Consider the following 16,519-nt stretch of genomic DNA (forward strand, 5'->3'; position numbering starts at 1 on the left):
TCTATTGATTATAAGGTTCCAGTTTGTATCGATGAATTTGTTCCAAAACTTTTGATTGTTGGTCAGATACGAAGCGTAAAAAAAAGCCTCACGATTTTTACGTGAGGCACTATTCGACTTAACTGTATGGCGAGTTGCAGATTGCACGGCGTCCCGCACTTGGAACGTAAGTATTGTCAGAAGCGCGGTAGGTGCGATAACGCGAAGAGCACCACTGATAATGACGATTGCTATAGCCTCGTGCCGCAGGACGTTGGTTATTTAACGCACCACCAAGTACTGCACCCGCGCCGAACGCTGCTAAAGGATACCACCAGCCATCGGAGTGTCGCTTATAACCCCGACGATGGTCACGATAGCCACGGTGTCCGTTATGCCAACCGTCACGATTAGAGCGTTTCCAGTTTCCGCGTCTGTCGTCTCTGTATCGTCTATGCTGAACTTGCTGAATTTGAGATTCGCTCAAGCTCAAATCAGAGGTCTGTCTGACCGGGGAGGCAACTGCCGGAGTAAATGAAGTCGCAGCGACAGCAAAACTTAAAGCGAGTATCCAAGATTTTTTGAACATCAGTTTTCCTTACATTAGCTCTGAGACTAACTTAAAAGGCCTTGTAAGGTTCCAATGCGTCTCAAATTGGCTTCAGTTATCTGGGTTCGCGATAAACAACAAATTCGCTTTGACCCTTCGCTGTGCAGGAGCCACACCTGAGTTTCCAGTGGTGTGGAAGCAAAGGCTCGTTCTTACCGATCTTTCGCACGGCTTCTTTTGTGTTCACATTGCTAACGTGTCCGCACCTTGTGCATAGGCCGCAAAGAACGGCCCATCGCTCGAGGTCGGCAATCCGTGTAAAGGTGTCAATTTTTTCATGCGAAGGTGGCCTTGCCATGTGGTCTACCGAACGACGGTTCGTTCCCAAACGCCATCACCAAAAGGTTTGCCACCATGCCGACTCATGAAAACGCTCATGCGCCTTTCGGATGGAAAACTGAACACGCAAAAGTCGATTCCAGATTTGCGTGCCATTCGATGAGGAAGGCGAGCACCAAGGCGTCCGGCATCTCGATGAACTTCACGTCGAGCGCATTTTAGTGCGTATGCTTCAGGAAGGGCGACTTGGAAAGTTTTCATCACGCAGCCCTCTTAAAAGAGTTGGTACGCTGGTTGTGGGTGAGTGCAATTTGAGACAGCTCAATTTCACGCGCAAGGAAGTCTCGGTCTTTCAAAAGCGCTTCGATGGAAGCTCGCACATCGCCTTTATGATAAGCTAATACCAGGTCAATTTCGGCGTCGTAGTTATTTAAAACTGCATTCATGGCGTTCTCCATAGTTTGATTACCGCCTGCCAATGTTCCTGTTATGTTCTAATTTAGTTTGTTAGTCAACCCATGTGATTCTAGAACGAGTAAACATCTATTCACGATGTTGAAAAGGCGCACTTAGGTTCATTTGAACCTGTGGTCACTGCCTGAAACGCTTGTAAGTTATTGAAATCGTTGGCGCACCCGACTGGATTCGAACCAGTGACCTCTGCCTTCGGAGGGCAGCACTCTATCCAGCTGAGCTACGGGTGCATCACCGGGAGACATTAAAGTCTCAATTGAGGCGTTTCTAGCTGAACCACGTCCCAGCTTCAATGCCCTATTTAAACAACAGACAGCAATTTGGCAAAATAGACGTAGAAATTTCTCAGCCCATCACCGCGGAAACGAAACCATATCCCCATAGAGCTCCCGCAGCTTCGCTTTTACAGCTGGAGAGTTTTGGTAAATTTCGATGAATTTTTTCAGCCGTGCATCGTCTCGCAATTCAGGACGAGTAACAAACTGAAACGCATAAATTGGTTCATTCTCGAAAATTAGACCGGATGACGCGTCCAATCCTGCAAGCTTGGCAAATGTAGGGTAGGTGGCAGCAGCATCGACGTCATCTAGTGAACGCGCAATTTGCGGTCCATCAAGTTGTACGATTTTCAGCGGCTTTTTCCATGTCACAACATCTTCAAGGCTGGCACGTTGGTCGATGCCTGGCTTCAGTTCAAGAAAGCCAGCTTGCTGCAAAAGCAATAAAGAGCGTGCGGTGTTGATAACATCGCCTGAAAACGCGATCTGTGCATTATCTGGAATATCTTCCAGCTTCGAATATTTCTTCGAGTAGAGGGCAAAAGGCGTACTGAATGCAGGCGCAACCGGCACAAGCCCATTCCCGGTATTGGCATTTGTATAATTCAAATAAGGAATGTGCTGGAAGAGATTCGCATCGACAGTTTTGTCCGCGACTGCCGTGTTGGGCGTATTCCAATCACTAAATTCGATTAACTCGACATCTAGCCCGTGCTCTTTGGCTTCTGTAGCCGCAACTTCAGCAGCCTGATTAGAAACACTGGTTGCAAGCGCGATGCGTAACGATTGTCGCTCTTCAGCATGAAGCATTGCCGGCATTAATCCTGCCGCGAGAAACAGTGCTGAAATTGAAAAAAAGCGCCGACGCGAATTAATTTTAGATGATGATATTTTCTTGCTCATATCGGTCGCCATGATAACTTTTAAAAGTTGAGTATTTTATTCTACTATATACACTTACATGCAAATAAAAAACAGTTTCTGCATGGCGCATCAATAATTTAGCACGCACTTGATTGTGATCAATGAGCCTCTATTTCGAGGGATTACAGTCTTGAGCATGTCATCTGCGGATGCAACATTTTCAGCCGTTAGTTCCTCAAACTTTTGTTAGTTTAAAAGCAGAAAAGGAGACATCATGTCAAACACAGCTAAGGTCGCCTTAGTCACGGGCGCAGCACAGGGTATTGGTCGCGGTATTGCTTTGCGTCTTGCAAAAGATGGTTTTGATATTGCATTGGTCGATCTGAAGGCGGACAAGCTTGAAACCGTGAAAAAGGAAGTCGAGGCGCTCGGCCGCAAGGCTTCAACCTTCTCCGCTGACGTCAGCAAGCGTGATGATGTCTATGCTGCAATTGATCATGCGGAAAAAGACCTCGGCGGTTTTGATGTTATCGTCAACAATGCTGGCATTGCGCAGGTGCAGCCAATTTCTGATGTGAAACCAGAAGAGGTTGATCGCATCCTTAAGATCAACATTGAGGGTGTTCTGTGGGGCATTCAGGCAGCCGCAGCCAAGTTTAAAGCGCGTGGACACAAGGGTAAAATTATCAATGCGTCCTCTATTGCTGGCCATGATGGTTTTGCGATGCTCGGTGTTTATTCTGCGACGAAATTCGCCGTGCGTGCGCTGACGCAAGCTGCTGCCAAAGAATATGCAAGCGCTGGCATTACCGTTAATGCATACTGCCCCGGTATTGTCGGCACGGATATGTGGGTTGAAATCGACGAGCGATTCTCGGAAATTACGGGGGCACCAAAAGGTGAGACCTACAAGAAATACGTCGAAGGCATTGCGCTTGGTCGCGCTCAAACGCCAGAAGACGTTGCTTCGCTGGTATCTTTCTTGTCCAGCCCAGATTCAGACTACATCACAGGGCAGGCTATTTTGACCGATGGCGGCATAGTCTACCGCTAAGCTCCTACAAAATCGAAAAGGCAGGTGAACCCTGCCTTTTTAAGCTTCCACATAGCTTTTGGGGGAGTCTGACAGAACAGTTCGGCGTGGCTTTTCTGTATTGAATGAGAGAGGGGGATTTTGAGACTCAGTTAGGCAAGTCAAAAATCAAAATGACTTGATCTCTCGATAAGAAAGACTTTCGCATTTAGCGTATTTTTTAAAAGCATTTTGTAGATTACTTACAGTAAAAGGCCACGTAATTACGGTAGAAAATTACTGCTTAGAATTTTATTTTTTGGAAAAGTTCGGGATGATCTTCATCCCAATATCGTCATTGTCACTAAAGATCTCGATCTCTTTTACTAATCATTCCTTTGAAAGGAATGGCGCGAGTGACGGGGCTCGAACCCGCGACCTCCGGCGTGACAGGCCGGCACTCTAACCAACTGAGCTACACCCGCGCATTGTTCCGATGCTTTCGCTTGGGAACGATGCTCATGTATGCGGGAACGCAGCCAGCGTCAATCGTTTCTATGCGTAAGACCATAAAAAAATGAGATAATTTGAATTTAAGCCCGCCCTTGTGGATAAACATATGGTTTTTTGCTCGTGAAAAGGGAAAACCAAGGCAATATAAAAATTATAATAGAAAGCGGCAGCTCAAATATGAGCGCCGCCCCCTTCAGAGATTCGTTTAGCGAACAGTTTCGCCGGTGTTTGGATCAATCTTAATCTCGACCTTCGCGCCATTTTTCATGAAATATTCGATTTCATAATAGCCGCGATCATTCCAATCGACTTCATCGATATATTGAACGTCCGCTTGCTGCTCGATCTTGGAAATAATTTCAGAGAGTTTTGCGCCTTCAGGAGCGGCTGCAAAAGCTGATGCGGATGTTGCCGTAAGAAGAATGGCGGCGATCATGGTGCGCATGTAGAACTCCTTTGATTGTTACAACCTGTAGGTAAGGCTGCAAAACGTCTAATCAAGGAGCGGCATCGCCAGATACCTTATTGCCACGAGCCAAAATGTGTCTGCACAAAGCAGCCAAACACGAGGAATGCCAATATGGCGAGGGCGATCAAGAGTATTTTCATTATATGATCATCCGCATAGTTCAGATCACATACAAGAAAACTGTATGTGATCTGAAATTGTCAGGTCGATCAATTAAAGGAAATGATTTCGATCAACGGTTACGATTGTCGACTGAAAATGCACCTGCGCCTGTTGCTACGAGTGTGAGGAATACAAAGCAGAACAGAATGGACGCATCGCCGCCGTTTGCGACTGGGAAGAAGCTTTTTGGGGCGTGCGCCATGAAATAGGCGAATGCCATGTGGCCCGAAAGGATGAAGGCAACGGGTCTTGTAAACCAGCCAAGGAAAATGAGCGCGCCGCCAATGATTTCCAGTAAGGCCGAGGCAAGCTGCAATGTCGAGAGGCTATCAGGGCCAGCAATTGGAAAGCTGAAAGCTTTCTGTGTGCCATGCTCGAAATAGAGAATCGCAGTTACGATACGAAGAATGCCGATTGCGTAAGGCTGGTATTTGTTGAGCGAGCTGTTTTCTGCCACGAGTTTCTCCAAACATGAGATTTAAAGTCAATAAATCCATGAAGCCAAAAACAGTCATAAATGCAAGCATTTGCTAATGAAAAATGCCGTTGAATATCAGCGGCATCGTGTTTGTCCGAGTTTCACGTCAAACTGACGTGGACCAACCATTCCGTTTTTCATCGGCTTTGAGATGATTGTCGCTCTAAGCGAGCAGGGACCAGCAATCACCTGGTACTTGTCGTCGTTTTGATAGATTACCTTGTCTATTGGGTATTGAGGTATAGCTTGGGCCGCTGCTTCAATAACGGCATTGAGCTCTTTTGCGCGTTGATAATTCGGAGCCAGTGCAGCCTCGGCAGCGCTTGCTGCTAAAAATAGTGAAACGGTCCCTAATACGAGTCCCAATCGATCCATACTAATCTCCGTCAAATATAATATTCAATAAAATGGAGCGGGTAGCGGTAATCGAACCCGCCCGTTGCATCGCAAAAGTATCATCATGATCGTCCAATAAGATAGAGAAATCTGGCTTCGATTTGCCCCGATGCACTGCAACAATGTTCGATCATTACGAACCGTAAGAAGATTTCATCGCGCGTCCCATTGATATCCCAAAATCGATCGCCATTTCCGGTGTTCAGTGAATTTGAATAAGCAATGGATAATACATGGCCTTAGCCCCACAGCGCCGAGCACTGCTGATCGTCAATCCGAAAGCCCGTAATGGCAAAGGGTTCAATGCGGAGATGCGCGCGATACTGGAGCGTGGTGGCATATCTATTGTAGAAAAAATGGCCAACGGAGATGAATCGATCTCCGATGTTATCCGCGGCAATAGTGATGTTGATTTGGTCATCGTTGGCGGTGGCGACGGCACACTCAATGCTGCCGCCCAAGGGCTTATGGAAACCAAGTTGCCTTTGGCTATTTTGCCGCTCGGAACCGCAAATGACTTTGCGCGCACAATAGGGCTTCCAGCAGACCCGACAGAGGCGACACGGCAATTGCTTACCTATCAGCAATTGCCCATTGATCTGGGAGAGGTGAATGGTCACCTCTATTTCAATGTGGCAAGCATTGGTTTTAGTGCTGAACTGGCCCAGAAACTCAGTTCTGATGCTAAGAAAAAGTGGGGCAAGCTCGGTTATGCGATTGCAGCTGCCAGAATTTTGGCGCGTTCGGAGCTTTTTACCGCCTATCTCGAACATGATGGAATAACCGAGCAGATTAAGACGCTTCAGGTATCGGTTGGAAATGGCAAGTTTTACGGCGGCGGAATGGCAGTTGAAAAAGATGCAACCATCGATGATGGTAAACTGGATTTCTACAGTCTCGAAGTCGATCACTGGTGGAAGTTATTGCGCTTACTGCCGAGCTTACGCCAGGGCACGCAATCGAAATGGGATGATGTACGTGCGTTTCCAACGACTGAAGTGATTATACGCACCAAAAAGCCACGGCCTGTTAATACGGATGGCGAGCTTTCAACGTGGACGCCTGCGCATTTCAAGCTGCATCGCAAAGCAATTGATGCTTTCAGACCCGCATAAAAAATGGCCCGCTCTAACAAGAACGGGCCTAAATCATGACGTTAGGTGATTGGCTCGGAGGTCATAAGAGCCGTATAAGTAACGGCGGAACTCCTCGATTGTTCCTTAATCAGAAGAAAAAGTACCAGATAAACAGCACTGCAATAAAAGGTACGCCGAGAAGCCATAGGATAAGTGCACGGAACATTTTTCTCTCCTTCGTGTTGGAAAAACAACGTGGAAGAGGCGTTTTGGTTCCCTGGTGGATGCTATGAAAATTTATTAACCTTCATCGACTCAAGTGTCCGATTTGCAAATTCTTTAATGATCCGTCAATAATTCAGTGACATCACTATTTGCTCAAAGAGATTTTGACCTCCAGGTTGCTTAAAGAGTTGCGGGTGTTGGCGTATGAGTTCGAACGGGTGGCAAAACCGGGATGAAAGCGTGGGGCTATCGATCAAGCGTGAAAAACGCGGATCGACTGCTATGTTGACATTCATGGCGCTCGCTCTTGCTTTGGCAGGCTGTGCAAGCGCTCCGCAGCCGAAGTCTTCTAAGAAGAAGCATCCGAAAGAGTATTTTGCTGAATCCAAATATGGTGTCAAAGCCAGCCCGCGCGTGACGAATGTGCAGGGCAAGCCTCTGCCGCGTGGTGGCGGTCGTGACCAGACGGGCAAACCTTATCAGGTTAAAGGCCGCTGGTATTATCCAAAAGAGAACAAGAATTATGCTTCGCGAGGCCGTGCCTCTTGGTATGGCAGCGCCTTTCATGGGCGTTTGACCGCCAATGGCGAGATTTACGATATGACGCATCTGACAGCGGCGCATCCGACGATGCCATTGCCAAGTTATGCGCGCGTTACCAATATGTATAACGGCAGTTCCGTTATTGTGCGTGTGAATGATCGCGGCCCGTTTGAGCGGGATCGCGTGATCGATCTGTCGCAGAAGGCTGCGGAAATGCTGGATTATCAGCATCACGGTACAGCTGATGTGAAGGTGGAATATGTAGGGCGTGCACCGCTTGATGGGCAGGATGATGCTTATCTGATGGCATCTTATAGTCCGGGTAACGGCGATCCAGTTGGCCAACCTGCAACGGGCGTGATGATGGCGATGAATGCGCCAACCCCGACACCTGCTGGTATTGCCGCTATGCCAGTTCCGCAATCATCACCGTTTGAAGTAAATCCGGCTTATGGTGATGGCGAAGCGCCTCTCTTACCGGCCAGCGTTCCAATTCCATCACCAAAACCGGCAATTGGTTTTGGTGTCGCCAATGCATCGCGGCTTGGAACTTTGGGCTATGCGTCAGATCGCATGGCCGTTTCTGCATATGCAGAAGAAAAAACATATGGCAGCATCCTGACCGCTAGCGCTGTTTCGGATGCATGGAAGCGCAGAAATTCGGAAGAGCAGCGTGAATATGTTGAGTTGGGCACGTTTAGCTCGCTTGAAGACGTCATAAAGCTTGAAAAATTGCTGCCGCGTTTCGCACGCGTTACTCGTATGAAAACGCCGACGGAAAATGGCGATATGTATGAGCTGACGGCCTTCTCACAAAAAGGCAACAATGACGATCTGCTACGCGCTGCTTGGAAGGCTGGAGCGACCGACGCCTTTGTCGTTCGTGCTGACTGAAATAAGCAAAAGCCGCGGCGCAAGCTTGTCAAAGCATGACAGGTGTATCATGGGGCGCTCTTCGATCAGCGTAAAGTTTGCAATGGCGGCGACTGTCGCTCTTGCATTGTCGTCTCCGGGCTATGCGCAGCCTGCTGAGGCTGCGTTTGCAACCAAAGCCCCGCAAGTTCTGTTGCTCGATGATAAAAGCGGTACGGTCCTCCTTTCTAAGAATCCAGACCTGAAAATTCCTCCTGCGTCGCTTGCTAAACTGATGACGGCAGAAGTGGTTTTCGAGGCGCTTCAAAAAGGCGAAACAACGCTTGAGACGACCTATCCGGTAACGGAATATGCATGGCGCACGGGTGGCGCGCCTTCTGGCACCTCAACAATGTTTGCGGCCTTGAAGTCGACGCCAACTGTCGCTGACCTTCTGCAAGGTATGATCGTGCAGGCTGCAAATGACGGTGCCATCATTCTTGCTGAGGGAATTTCTGGTAACGAATCTGCATTTGCCGACAAAATGAATGCGCGTGCGAAAGAACTGGGGCTTAAAGGGTCGAATTTCGTGAATTCCACGGGATTACCCGCTGACGGACAGACGGTCACGTTGTCTGATCTCATAAAGCTTGCACGACACATCTACAGCGCACATCCTGAACGATATAAATATTACGCACAGGATGCGTTTACCTGGAACAAGATTTTCCAGCGCAATCGAAATCCACTTTTGCGACTTGATATTGGCGCGGACGGCATGGGTACTGGTTATACTGAAGCATCTGGCTATGCACTTGTTGGCTCCGCCGAGCAGAATGGCCGTAGGCTTTTTCTGGCCATGAGCGGTCTTACCAGCATCAAAGAACGCGAAGAAGAAGCTAAAAAGCTTATTCAGTGGGCCATGACGTCTTTTGATGCTGTCAATATTTATGCGGCTAATGAAGAGGTGAGCACGGCACAGGTGTTTGGCGGTGCTGCCTCAACTGTTCCGCTGAAAGTTAAAGATCACGTCGAGCTGCTTTTGCCAAAAGAAGGCCGTGATAAGCTTATAGCGCGCATCTCTTATGAAGGTCCGCTGAACGCACCGGTTGCAGCCGATACGCAAATTGGGACAATTGCCTTTGAACTGAACGGCAATGTGGTTCAGCAAATGCCGCTTTATACGGCGCAAGCCGTACCAGTCGGAACACTTTCTCAGCGCGCAATGGGTGCAGCACTCGAACTTTCCACTGGATGGCTGCGTAAGTATCTCTAAACGCTCGACCTTGCGCATAAAGGCCGTTAAACAGATTGAAGCCTAAATAGGCACTAACTCTTTTTGCGGAAGTCAGCTTGACCGGATTGTTCATTACATTCGAGGGTGGGGAAGGTGCTGGGAAATCGACCCAGATAGCCTTGCTGGCAGAACATCTGCGCACTCTTGGTCTTGATCCTCTGATAACGCGCGAACCGGGTGGTTCTGCGGGTGCCGAAGCTGTTCGTCATGTGATTCTGAGCGGCAATGCCGAAAGCTATGGCCCTGCGATGGAAGCATTGCTGTTCGCTGCTGCCCGCGCCGATCATGTTGATCAGCTGATCCGTCCGGCGCTTGCCAATAATCGTATCGTGCTTTGCGACCGCTTTATCGATTCGAGCCGCGCCTATCAGGGCGTAACTGGTAATCTCGATGCCATCTATATGTCAGCCATTGAACGCATTGCGATTGATGGCGCCATGCCTGATCTCACCATCATTCTCGATATTCCTGCCGAGAAGGGGCTGTCGCGAGCGAACAAGCGACGCGGGAGTGATGTGGCAGATCGTTTCGAGAAAGAAGCGATAGCGGTACATGAGGCACGCCGCCAAGCTTTTCTCGCTATCGCCAAAGCTGAGCCTGATCGCTGCAAGGTGATCAATGCTGATCGCGATCTAGACGCTATTTCCGCTGATATTATTGCTGTTACTGATGAAATTTTGAAGAAAAGGGGACTTCTATGATCGAAGAACTCGACGTCCCAAAAGCCCATGATTCAATCGAAGGCGTTCCAGAACCTTCGGCCAGCGATTATATGACAGGACATAGTGAAATAGCTTCGTTTCTTGCACAAGCTTATCGCGAAGGCCGTATGCATCATGCGCTGTTATTTGAGGGTGAGCAGGGCATTGGCAAAGCAACTCTAGCTTTCCATCTGGCAGGTCACATGCTTGCGCATGGTGATCATGCATCTGCGCCTGAAACCATTGAAACACCTGATTTCAGCAAGCCACTCTGGCGACAGATTGCAGGCGGTATGCATCCAGCGGTGCTGCACATCAACCGGCCTTTTGACCAAAAGACGGGTAAGTTCAAAACCGGCATTCCGGTCGAGGAAATTCGCCGCGTCACGCATTTTCTGACACGCACGGCATCGGACGGCGCATGGCGCATTGTCATAGTCGATCCGGCAGATGACATGAACCGCAATGCGGCCAATGCTCTGCTGAAGACGCTGGAAGAACCACCAGCACGCGCGATGTTTATTCTGATCTCGCATTCGTCAGGCAGACTTCTGCCGACCATCCGGTCGCGCTGCCAGAGCATCCAGTTCAAGCCGCTGACGGATGAGCCACTCACCGATGCATTGAGGCATATCGGGCCAAGCGTTGGCCTTGATGCGGGCAACATCACGCCAGCACTGCTGACGCGCGCAGAAGGCAGCGTTCGCAAAGCGCTGCTGCTCGTTGCGCATGGTGGACTGGAAATCTCGGATACGGTCGATGCTATCTTGCGGGGGCAGGCGTTTGATCTACCAAAAGCACAGACGCTTTCAAATGTTCTCAATGGTCGCGAGGCTGAAGTTCAATATGAATTGTTCCGCGATTATCTGATGAGCCTTATTGCAGATGAAGCGCGTCGCTATGCAGATTCGGGGCAAACGCGTGAAGCCGATCAGTGGTCGCGCTACTGGAGCGAGTTGACCCGCGAAATTACCAATGCCGAGACCTATAATCTCGACCGCAAGCAGGCCGTTATGATCCTTTTGGAAAAAACGCATCGCGCTTTTCGATCTGGCGTGCCTCCGCTTACGTGACATGCCGTCTGACTTGCGTTATGTCACCGCTAACGTTTTTTGAACATCACACTTGAAGAAGCCGGATTTTAGATGAGCCGCGAAAAATTCTATATCACCACTGCGATTGCTTACCCGAATGGCAAGCCGCATATCGGTCATGCTTATGAGTTGATTGCGACCGATGCTATGGCGCGTTTTCAGCGTCTGGATGGTAAGGATGTTCACTTCCTGACCGGCTCGGACGAACACGGCATCAAGATGTTGCAGAGCGCGCGCAAGGAGGGCATCACGCCCCGCGAACTCGCAGACCGCAATACGGCTGCTTTCCAGCGCATGGGCGAGTTTCTGAACAGCTCACACGACGATTATATCCGTACCTCAGAAGAGCGTCATTACAAGGCCAGCCAAGCAATCTGGCAGGCAATGTCAGCCAGTGGCGACATTTATAAGGGCGGTTATGCCGGCTGGTATTCGGTTCGCGACGAAGCCTATTACGGCGAAGAAGAAACCGAAGTCCGTGCCGACAATCTTCGCTATGGTCCACAGGGAACAGTTGTCGAATGGGTTGAAGAAGAAAGCTATTTCTTCCGCCTGTCGGATTATCACGACAGGTTGCTTGCGCTTTATGAAAACAATCCCGGCTTTATCATGCCTGCAGAGCGTCGCAACGAAATCGTTAGCTTCGTAAAATCTGGCCTGAAGGATCTGTCGATTTCGCGCACGACATTCGACTGGGGCATTCCGGTTCCCGGCGATGAAAAGCACGTCATGTATGTGTGGGTCGATGCGCTGACCAACTACATCACAGCGCTCGGTTACCCTGATACGACTGACGAAAAATGGGCTTACTGGCCAGCCGATGCACATATCATCGGTAAAGATATTTCGCGTTTCCATGCGGTTTACTGGCCTGCATTCCTGATGTCGGCAGGCATTCCGCTGCCAAAGCGCGTGTTTGCGCATGGCTTCCTGTTCAACCGCGGTGAAAAAATGTCGAAATCTCTCGGCAACGTCATTGATCCGTTTGAACTGGTTGAGCGCTATGGTCTGGATCAGCTGCGCTATTTCCTAATGCGCGAAGTGCCGTTCGGTCAGGATGGCAGCTACAGCCACGACGCCATCGTCAACCGCACCAATGCTGATCTTGCCAATGATCTTGGCAATCTCGCACAGCGTTCTCTGTCGATGATTGCAAAGAACTGTGAAGGCAAGGTTCCAGTTCCGGGCGCGTTCTCGGATGCCGACAAGGCCATTCTCGATCAGGCCGATGCAGCACTGGAAACCGCACGTAAGGCCGTTGGCGATCAGGCATTGCATATCGCACTTGGCAGCATTTTTGCCGTTGTGGCCGAAGCGAACCGTTACTTTGCAGGGCAGGAGCCTTGGGCGCTGCGCAAGACCGATCTGGAACGCATGGGCACGGTGCTTTATGTAACGGCAGAAGTGATCCGTCGCGTCGGTATTATGGTGCAGCCGTTTATTCCGCAGTCGGCAGAGAAGCTGCTCGATATTCTGGCAATTCCGGCAGATCAGCGTCAGTTTTCTGACGTGAGCGCGCATCCACTTGTTGGCGGTGCAGAACTGCCAGCGCCACAGCCGGTTTTCCCGCGCTATGTGGAACCAGAAGAGCAGAACTGAGCCGAATATGCTTGTCGATAGTCACTGCCATCTCGATTTTGCGGATTTCGAGCCAGAGCGCGATGCGATTGTGCAACGCGCGCTTGATGCTGACATCAAACGCATGGTCACGATTTCAACGCGTGTGCGCAAGTTCGATACGATCCTCGCACTCACCGAGAAATACGAAAGCGTTTATTGTTCGGTTGGCACCCATCCGAACAATGCGCATGAAGAACTCGACGTCACCGCTGACGATCTTGTGAAGCTGGCAGAGCACCCGAAAGTCGTCGCCATTGGCGAGGCGGGCCTTGATTATCATTATGATTATGCGCCGCAGGAAGCTCAGCGTCAGGGCTTTCTCGTGCATATCGAAGCTGCCCGCCGCACACAATTGCCGCTTGTGATCCATGCGCGCAGTGCTGATCAGGATATGGTCGATATTCTGGAGGCTGAGATGGCTAAGGGTGCATTTCCCTTCATCCTGCATTGCTTCTCATCAGGCAAAGCATTGGCTGAAAAGGGCGTAGAGCTTGGCGGTTATGTGTCGTTCTCCGGCATTCTGACCTTTAAGAACTCTGCTGATATTCGCGAAATAGCCCAGATTGTTCCTCGTGATCGTCTGCTGGTAGAAACTGATGCGCCTTATCTCGCGCCGATGCCGCATCGTGGACAGCGCAACGAGCCATCATTCGTGCAGCACACGGCAGCGGTGCTGGCGGAAACCATTGGCGTAAGCCGCGATGAAATCGCGGACATTACCAGCGAAAACGTGTTCCGGCTTTTCTCCAAAATGCCAAAGCCGATTGAGGGATAGTGATCGTGGGTTCTCCTCGCAATTGCCTGCGGTTTACAATTCTCGGGTGCGGTTCATCCCCGGGAACGCCGCGCATCAACGGCGATTGGGGCAATTGCGATCCACAAAATCCGAAGAACAAGCGCCGCCGTGCTTCTCTTCTCGTCGAGCGGTTTGATGAAGCTGGAAACAATACAGTCGTTGTAATCGATACAGGCCCGGATTTCCGCGCCCAGATGATCGATGCTAATGTGCGTTCGCTTGATGCTGCCGTTTACACGCATCCTCATGCCGACCATATTCACGGCATTGATGACTTGCGCACCTATGTCGTTGAAAACAAGCGACTGATGGATGTTTACGCCAACCGTCTGACGCGCAACCGTCTTTACGAGGCTTTCGGCTATTGTTTCGAGACACCCGCGGGATCGAACTATCCGCCGATCTTGTCTATGCATGATATTATGGCTGAAACACCATTCTCGATCACTGGTGCGGGTGGACCGATCCGCTTTGAGCCATTCAGCCAAGTGCATGGCGATATTGAATCGCTCGGCTTCCGTATTTGCAATGTCGTTTACTGCACCGATGTCAGTGCGTTCCCTGATGAGAGCCATAAATATATCCGCCATGCGGATGTGCTGATTATCGACGCTCTGCAATATCGTCCGCATCCAAGCCATTTCTCACTGGAGCAGGCGCTGGAATGGATTGAGTTTTTCGGTCCGAAACGCGCAATCCTGACGCATATGCATGTGCCGCTCGATTACGACACGGTCATGCGTGAGACGCCTGATCATGTCGAACCCGGCTATGATGGGTTAAGCTTTGAAGTTCCCATGACATAAAAAAAAGGCCCGTTGCGGGCCTTTTTCTTTGCGTTTTGAGCTTGATTAAGCGACCGAACCCTTAACCGGGAACTGCATAACATTGCTTTCCTCAACTTCTTCTTCGTCAGCTTTTGCAGACTTGTCTTCAAGTTGCAGACCGCCAGCGCGAAGCAGGTCGGAGAAGCGTCCACCGCGTGCAGCTAGTTCATCGAAGCTACCACGTTCGACCAAATGCCCCTTGTCCATGAACAGGACGATATCAGCAGAGCGGACAGTCGACAAACGGTGCGCAATGATAAAGGTCGTGCGGTTATGACTCAGATCATCAACAGCCTGCTTCACCTTTTCTTCGGTCTCAACGTCGAGCGCACTGGTCGCTTCGTCAAGCACGAGGATTGGCGAATCTTTCAGGATCGCGCGGGCAATCGCCAGACGCTGACGCTCACCACCAGAGAGCTGCGAACCGCGTTCACCGACAACCGTGTCGTAACCATTGCCCTTGGCGAGAATGAAATCATGGGCGGCAGCAGCCTTGGCAGCAGCATGAACCATGTCGGAAGAAGCATCTTCATTACCGACGCGAATATTTTCTTCTACCGAGCGGTTGAACAGGCCTGCATCCTGAAACACCGTCGCAATAGCATGACGCAGCGAACGACGGCTGATGGTCCGTGTATCAGTGCCATCGATCAGAATGCGACCAGCTGCCGGATCAAATACGCGCTGAAGAATATTGATCAGCGTGGTCTTGCCCGCACCTGTTGGGCCAACAATAGCGACAGTCTGACCGGGCTTTACTTCAAACGATACGTCATAGACGCCCTGACCCGAATTTGGGAACTCGAAGGTCACATTGTCGAAAACAATATCGCCCTTAACATTTTCAATGTCTGTCGCGCCCTGCGGTTCCTGACGTTCAGCGGTCGCATCTTCCATCTCGAAGAATTCTTCGAGCTTTGCACGCGCTGTTACTGTCTGGTTGATAAAGGCGCTGATCTGGTCAAGACGACCGATCATAAGCTGTGCAAAGCCGATAAAGGCAATCACATCACCCACGCGCATCTGACCTTTGGTCACAAAATATGCACCGAGCAGCAGCACAATCACCATCGATAGTGTCGAAGCCATGCGGTTCAAACCGCTGGCAAGCGCCCACCAATTAAGAACTGGAAACTGCACGTTTTCGAGGTTCTTAGCATATTCACGTAGCGACTTTGTTTCCGAAGAAATGCGGTTATAGCTCTGCACGACGGAAACGTTGCTGATTGTATCGCTCACATGCTCAAACAGCTTGTGGTGATGCTTTTCAACCGCTGCCTGACCGTCTTTGGTCTTGCGCATGACGAGCTGGCCGATCATCACATAAATGACGCCGAGTACGATCAGCACCATGGACATGCGCATATCCATGGTCATCGCGACGGGAACAAGCGCAACGAGAGCCACAACAGTGGTCAGGTGCTGGCGCATGAATTCGAGCCAGAGCGTAAAGAGCGAGTCAGTTGCACGGATCAGCGTGTGCAGAGCATTCGATGTACCGCGCTTCTGATGCCATGACAACGGCATGGTGATGATGCGCTCATAGGAATCGATCATCACGCCAAGACGGCGACGATGGGCGAGGCGGTCAGCCCCACGCGCCACAAAAACCGCTGCAATGATGTTAAACCCACCAAGAGCTGCCCACATGGCGAGCTGCGTAACAATATCGCCCTTATCGGAGATAGCCTGAATAACCTGACCGAAAAGGATCGGCTCGGCCAGCATGACAAGGGCAACCAATACGCTTGCAATACACATGGTGATCGTTGCAGCTTTCTCCGCCGCAAGATATTCCATGGCACGCCAGTAGATTTTGAGCAATGACACCTTAGCACTCCCGCTCGTTCTATTTCAGAGGACTACATGGTGCAGTCGCCCTATTCTATCAATATGCAATGATGGCAAGAAGTGGCGAATAGGTGACAAGGTTGACCATAAATTAAAAACAGATGTAACCGAGCGTGAAGATTG

General features: G+C 50.1%; 16 protein-coding genes and 2 tRNA genes. 9 read left to right on the forward strand and 9 right to left on the reverse strand.

Annotated elements, in window-relative coordinates; translation table 11 throughout:
• Positions 1-118 precede the first annotated feature (118 nt).
• The 4 genes from WH356_RS02910 to WH356_RS02925 form a co-directional block, all read right to left on the reverse strand.
• The gene (locus WH356_RS02910) at positions 119-568 is read right to left on the reverse strand and encodes a BA14K family protein (protein ID WP_339508704.1); all 450 of its coding nucleotides are present in this window, start codon (positions 566-568) and stop codon (positions 119-121) included.
• A gap of 560 nt (positions 569-1,128) precedes the next feature.
• Positions 1,129-1,314, reverse strand: a complete 186-nt coding sequence (locus WH356_RS02915; protein ID WP_313829861.1) for a hypothetical protein — start codon at positions 1,312-1,314, stop codon at positions 1,129-1,131.
• 181 nt (positions 1,315-1,495) lie between these two features.
• Positions 1,496-1,572, reverse strand: a tRNA-Arg gene (locus tag WH356_RS02920).
• Between the two features lie 123 nt (positions 1,573-1,695).
• Positions 1,696-2,523 carry a MetQ/NlpA family ABC transporter substrate-binding protein gene (locus tag WH356_RS02925; protein WP_339508708.1) on the reverse strand — a complete coding sequence of 276 codons (828 nt, stop codon included), beginning with the start codon at positions 2,521-2,523 and terminating at the stop codon, positions 1,696-1,698.
• A 235-nt stretch (positions 2,524-2,758) separates the two neighbouring features.
• On the opposite strand from WH356_RS02925, the gene WH356_RS02930 reads away from it, so the two are divergent.
• Positions 2,759-3,538 (forward strand): acetoin reductase, encoded by a 780-nt coding sequence (locus WH356_RS02930; protein ID WP_339508709.1) that lies wholly within the window; start codon positions 2,759-2,761, stop codon positions 3,536-3,538.
• Between the two features lie 366 nt (positions 3,539-3,904).
• On the opposite strand, the gene WH356_RS02935 is transcribed toward WH356_RS02930, so the two are convergent.
• The 4 genes from WH356_RS02935 to WH356_RS02950 all read right to left on the reverse strand — a co-directional run bounded on the left by WH356_RS02935 (position 3,905) and on the right by WH356_RS02950 (position 5,493).
• Positions 3,905-3,981 (reverse strand) — tRNA-Asp (locus tag WH356_RS02935).
• 233 nt (positions 3,982-4,214) lie between these two features.
• Positions 4,215-4,454, reverse strand: a complete 240-nt coding sequence (locus tag WH356_RS02940) for a PepSY domain-containing protein (protein ID WP_339508711.1) — start codon at positions 4,452-4,454, stop codon at positions 4,215-4,217.
• A gap of 256 nt (positions 4,455-4,710) precedes the next feature.
• Positions 4,711-5,097, reverse strand: coding sequence for a DoxX family protein (locus WH356_RS02945; protein ID WP_339508713.1), 387 nt, complete (start codon positions 5,095-5,097; stop codon positions 4,711-4,713).
• Between the two features lie 96 nt (positions 5,098-5,193).
• Complete coding sequence (locus WH356_RS02950; protein WP_339508714.1) at positions 5,194-5,493, reverse strand: hypothetical protein; 300 nt, start codon at positions 5,491-5,493, stop codon at positions 5,194-5,196.
• Between the two features lie 254 nt (positions 5,494-5,747).
• On the opposite strand from WH356_RS02950, the gene WH356_RS02955 reads away from it, so the two are divergent.
• The 8 genes from WH356_RS02955 to WH356_RS02990 all read left to right on the forward strand — a co-directional run bounded on the left by WH356_RS02955 (position 5,748) and on the right by WH356_RS02990 (position 14,524).
• Entirely contained in the window at positions 5,748-6,629 is an 882-nt protein-coding gene (locus tag WH356_RS02955; protein WP_339508716.1) for a lipid kinase, read from the forward strand.
• 390 nt (positions 6,630-7,019) lie between these two features.
• Positions 7,020-8,252 (forward strand): septal ring lytic transglycosylase RlpA family protein, encoded by a 1,233-nt coding sequence (locus tag WH356_RS02960; RefSeq protein WP_339508718.1) that lies wholly within the window; start codon positions 7,020-7,022, stop codon positions 8,250-8,252.
• Between the two features lie 49 nt (positions 8,253-8,301).
• Positions 8,302-9,486: a D-alanyl-D-alanine carboxypeptidase family protein gene (locus WH356_RS02965; protein ID WP_421565863.1), complete on the forward strand. Its 1,185-nt coding sequence runs from the start codon at positions 8,302-8,304 to the stop codon at positions 9,484-9,486.
• Between the two features lie 77 nt (positions 9,487-9,563).
• Positions 9,564-10,208 carry a dTMP kinase gene (gene tmk, locus WH356_RS02970; protein ID WP_339508720.1) on the forward strand — a complete coding sequence of 215 codons (645 nt, stop codon included), beginning with the start codon at positions 9,564-9,566 and terminating at the stop codon, positions 10,206-10,208.
• Positions 10,205-11,281, forward strand: coding sequence for a DNA polymerase III subunit delta' (locus tag WH356_RS02975; protein ID WP_339508721.1), 1,077 nt, complete (start codon positions 10,205-10,207; stop codon positions 11,279-11,281). The genes tmk and WH356_RS02975 overlap by 4 nt, the downstream gene beginning before the upstream one ends.
• 72 nt (positions 11,282-11,353) lie before the next feature.
• The gene (gene metG, locus WH356_RS02980; protein WP_339508722.1) at positions 11,354-12,901 is read left to right on the forward strand and encodes a methionine--tRNA ligase; all 1,548 of its coding nucleotides are present in this window, start codon (positions 11,354-11,356) and stop codon (positions 12,899-12,901) included.
• Positions 12,902-12,908: 7 nt separating this feature from the next.
• Positions 12,909-13,697, forward strand: coding sequence for a TatD family hydrolase (locus tag WH356_RS02985; RefSeq protein WP_339508723.1), 789 nt, complete (start codon positions 12,909-12,911; stop codon positions 13,695-13,697).
• 5 nt (positions 13,698-13,702) lie between these two features.
• On the forward strand, positions 13,703-14,524 hold the full coding sequence (locus WH356_RS02990) for an MBL fold metallo-hydrolase (protein ID WP_339508724.1): 822 nt from the start codon (positions 13,703-13,705) through the stop codon (positions 14,522-14,524).
• 45 nt (positions 14,525-14,569) lie between these two features.
• Here WH356_RS02990 and WH356_RS02995 read toward each other — a convergent pair whose 3' ends face one another.
• Complete coding sequence (locus tag WH356_RS02995) at positions 14,570-16,375, reverse strand: glucan ABC transporter ATP-binding protein/ permease (RefSeq protein ID WP_339508725.1); 1,806 nt, start codon at positions 16,373-16,375, stop codon at positions 14,570-14,572.
• Positions 16,376-16,519 lie beyond the last annotated feature (144 nt).

The sequence above is a fragment of the Ochrobactrum sp. MYb379 genome, from assembly GCF_037479515.1.
Classification (GTDB): domain Bacteria; phylum Pseudomonadota; class Alphaproteobacteria; order Rhizobiales; family Rhizobiaceae; genus Brucella.